The sequence below is a fragment of the Pseudomonas sp. HMWF006 genome (assembly GCF_003061205.1).
In the GTDB taxonomy this organism is placed as follows: domain Bacteria; phylum Pseudomonadota; class Gammaproteobacteria; order Pseudomonadales; family Pseudomonadaceae; genus Aquipseudomonas; species Aquipseudomonas monsensis.
In genome coordinates this window covers 1-3,203 of sequence record NZ_QAIU01000413.1, presented here as the reverse complement: position 1 = coordinate 3,203, position 3,203 = coordinate 1, and the positions used below count along the sequence as shown (strand labels likewise).

The window sequence follows — 3,203 nt, the reverse complement described above, 5'->3', positions numbered from 1 at the left end:
CTGCCAAACAACAGGCTGGAGTTGAGTTCGATCTCGACCCACAACTCGTTGCCGCGCACGGTCATCTGGTTGGAAGCGATCAGGTCGCCGAATGCGGCGCTGATATCATCGGCGATGCTTTTCAGCGGATCACTGGCCCCGGCGATCCCGGCGTCGACTTGCTCGGCGTCCTTGACCAACGGCTTGGCCGGGGTCACGGTTTTCGGTCGTTCGTCACCGATCGGGATCGGCTTGAGCGAGCGGTCGGAGTCGGTGAAGACCCCGATCAGCGCCTCGGAAATGACCTTGTATTTGCCTTCGTTGATCGACGAGATCGAGTACATCACCACGAAGAAAGCGAACAGCAGCGTGATGAAATCCGCGTAGGACACGAGCCAGCGCTCGTGGTTAACGTGTTCTTCCTGATGCCTGCGGCGAGCCATAGTCCATTACCCCCATCAATCCATGAAGCCCTGAAGCTTCAGCTCGATAGAGCGTGGGTTTTCACCTTCGGCGATCGACAGAATTCCTTCCAGCAACATTTCGCGATAACGCGACTGCCGCAACGCGATTGACTTGAGCTTGGCCGCCACCGGCAGCAACACCAGGTTGGCACTGGCCACGCCGTAGATGGTCGCGACGAACGCCACGGCGATGCCGCTGCCCAGTTGCGTCGGATCGGCGAGGTTGCCCATCACGTGAATCAGGCCCATCACCGCGCCGATGATACCGATGGTCGGCGCATAGCCGCCCATGCTCTCAAAGACTTTCGCCGCTTCGATATCGCGGGCTTCCTGGGTGTAGAAATCCACTTCAAGAATGCTGCGGATGGCTTCCGGCTCGGCGCCGTCGACCAGCAGTTGCAAGCCCTTGCGCGAGTAGTTGTCCGGCTCGGCATCGGCCACGCCTTCCAGGCCGAGCAGGCCTTCCTTGCGCGCAGTGAGACTCCAGTTGACCACGCGGTCGATGCCGCCGGCCAGGTCCACGCGTGGCGGAAACAGAATCCACGCCAGGGTCTGCATGGCGCGCTTGAAGGCGCTCATCGGCGATTGCAGCAACGCGGCACCGATGGTGCCACCGAGGACGATCAGCGCCGCCGGGCCGTTGGCCAGCGCGCCGAGGTGACCGCCTTCCAGGTAGTTGCCGCCGATGATGGCGACGAACGCCATGATGATCCCGATAAGGCTTAGAACATCCATCAGATACACGCCTCGACGATGTGCTTGCCGATGTCGTCCAGGCCGTAGACCGCGTCAGCCAGGTCGGCTTTGACGATGGCCATCGGCATGCCGTAGATCACGCAGCTTGCCTCATCTTGCGCCCAGACCGAGCTGCCGCCCTGCTTGAGCAGGCGCGCGCCTTCACGGCCGTCGGCGCCCATGCCGGTCAAGACGACCGCCAGAACTTTGTCACCGTAGGACTTGGCGGCGGAACCGAAGGTGATGTCCACGCACGGCTTGTAATTCAGACGCTCGTCGCCCGGGAGGATTTTCACCGCGCCACGGCCGTCGATCATCATCTGCTTGCCACCCGGTGCCAGCAGCGCCAGGCCCGGACGCAGGATGTCGCCATCCTCGGCTTCCTTGACGCTGATGCGGCACAGCTTGTCCAGACGCTCGGCAAACGCCTTGGTGAACGCCGCCGGCATGTGCTGGATCAGCACGATCGGTGCCGGGAAGTTCGCCGGCAACTGGGTCAGCACCCGTTGCAGGGCAACCGGGCCACCGGTCGAGGTACCGATGGCGACCAGTTTGTAGGCTTTGCGTTTCGGTGCCGGCGACGAAGCGCTGGCAGCCGGAGCGCGCGCCGGAGCAGGCGCCGGTGCCGGGCGAGCCGGAGCACTGGTGCTGTGGCTGCTGAAGCTCGATGCCGCCGGTGCTGGCGCAGGCGTCGGTGCAGCGGCCGGAGCCGGCGCACTGTAGGCACTGAAACGACGATTACTGCGCGAGATGCTATGGACCTTCTCGCACAGCAGTTGCTTGACCTTCTCCGGGTTACGCGAGATGTCTTCAAAATTCTTCGGCAGGAAATCCACCGCGCCGGCATCCAGCGCATCCAGGGTTACCCGGGCGCCTTCGTGGGTCAGCGAGGAGAACATCAACACCGGGGTCGGGCAGCGCTGCATGATGTGCCGCACTGCCGTGATGCCATCCATCATCGGCATCTCGTAGTCCATGGTGATCACGTCCGGCTTGAGCGCCAGGGCCTGATCAATCGCCTCTTTACCGTTGGTTGCGGTGCCGACCACCTGAATGCTCGGATCCGCTGAAAGAATTTCCGAGACGCGGCGGCGGAAAAAACCCGAATCGTCCACCACCAGGACTTTGACTGCCATAAACACTCCATTAGGTGCAGCGGGACGTTGTCGCCCCGCTGCCCCGGATTCAAATACGCCGTGCGGCGTAACGCTTGAGCATGCTAGGAACATCGAGGATCAGCGCGATGCGGCCGTCACCGGTGATGGTGGCGCCGGACATGCCCGGAGTGCCCTGCAGCATTTTGCCCAATGGCTTGATGACCACTTCTTCCTGGCCGACCAGTTGATCGACGACGAAGCCGATTCGCTGGGTGCCCACCGAAAGGATCACCACATGGCCTTCACGCTGCTCTTCGTGAGCGGCGGAGCTGACCAGCCAGCGCTTGAGGTAGAACAACGGCAACGCCTTGTCCCGCACGATCACCACTTCCTGACCGTCGACGACGTTGGTGGTCGACAGGTCGAGGTGGAAGATTTCGTTGACGTTGACCAGCGGGAACGCGAACGCCTGATTGCCAAGCATCACCATCAGCGTCGGCATGATCGCCAGGGTCAGCGGCACCTTGATGACGATCTTCGAGCCCTGGCCCTTGGTCGAGTAGATGTTGATCGAACCGTTGAGCTGGGAAATCTTGGTCTTCACCACGTCCATGCCGACACCGCGGCCGGACACGTCGGAGATCTCGGTCTTGGTCGAGAAACCCGGGGCGAAGATCAGGTTGTAGCACTCGGTATCGCTCAGGCGATCGGCCGCGTCCTTGTCCATCACGCCGCGTTTTACCGCGATCGAACGCAGGACGTTCGGGTCCATGCCCTTGCCGTCGTCGGAGATCGACAACAGGATGTGGTCGCCTTCCTGCTCGGCCGCCAGCACCACGCGACCGCCACGGGCCTTGCCCGACGCTTCGCGTTCTTCCGGCGACTCGATGCCGTGGTCGACAGCGTTGCGCACCAAGTGGACCAGCGG

The 3,203-nt window shown here is 62.4% G+C and carries 4 protein-coding genes; all 4 read right to left on the bottom strand.

Going from position 1 to position 3,203, the window contains the following annotated elements:
- Positions 1 to 422: flagellar motor protein MotB (locus tag DBR24_RS32530; RefSeq protein ID WP_305889045.1), on the bottom strand; the 422-nt coding region annotated here is incomplete at its 3' end.
- Positions 423 to 437: 15 nt separating this feature from the next.
- Positions 438 to 1,178, bottom strand: a complete 741-nt coding sequence (locus tag DBR24_RS17000) for a flagellar motor protein (protein ID WP_128615323.1) — start codon at positions 1,176 to 1,178, stop codon at positions 438 to 440.
- Positions 1,178 to 2,314, bottom strand: coding sequence for a chemotaxis response regulator protein-glutamate methylesterase (locus DBR24_RS16995; protein ID WP_123465791.1), 1,137 nt, complete (start codon positions 2,312 to 2,314; stop codon positions 1,178 to 1,180). The genes DBR24_RS17000 and DBR24_RS16995 overlap by 1 nt, the downstream gene beginning before the upstream one ends.
- A gap of 49 nt (positions 2,315 to 2,363) precedes the next feature.
- Positions 2,364 to 3,203, bottom strand: an 840-nt coding sequence (locus DBR24_RS16990; protein WP_146189073.1) for a chemotaxis protein CheA, incomplete at its 5' end; no start/stop codon positions are given.

Excerpts from the sequence above, each read along its gene's own strand:
- DBR24_RS17000 (WP_128615323.1), bottom strand. The coding sequence starts at position 1,178 with ATGGATGTTCTAAGCCTTATCGGGATCATCATGGCGTTCGTCGCCATC.
- DBR24_RS16995 (WP_123465791.1), bottom strand. The coding sequence starts at position 2,314 with ATGGCAGTCAAAGTCCTGGTGGTGGACGATTCGGGTTTTTTCCGCCGC.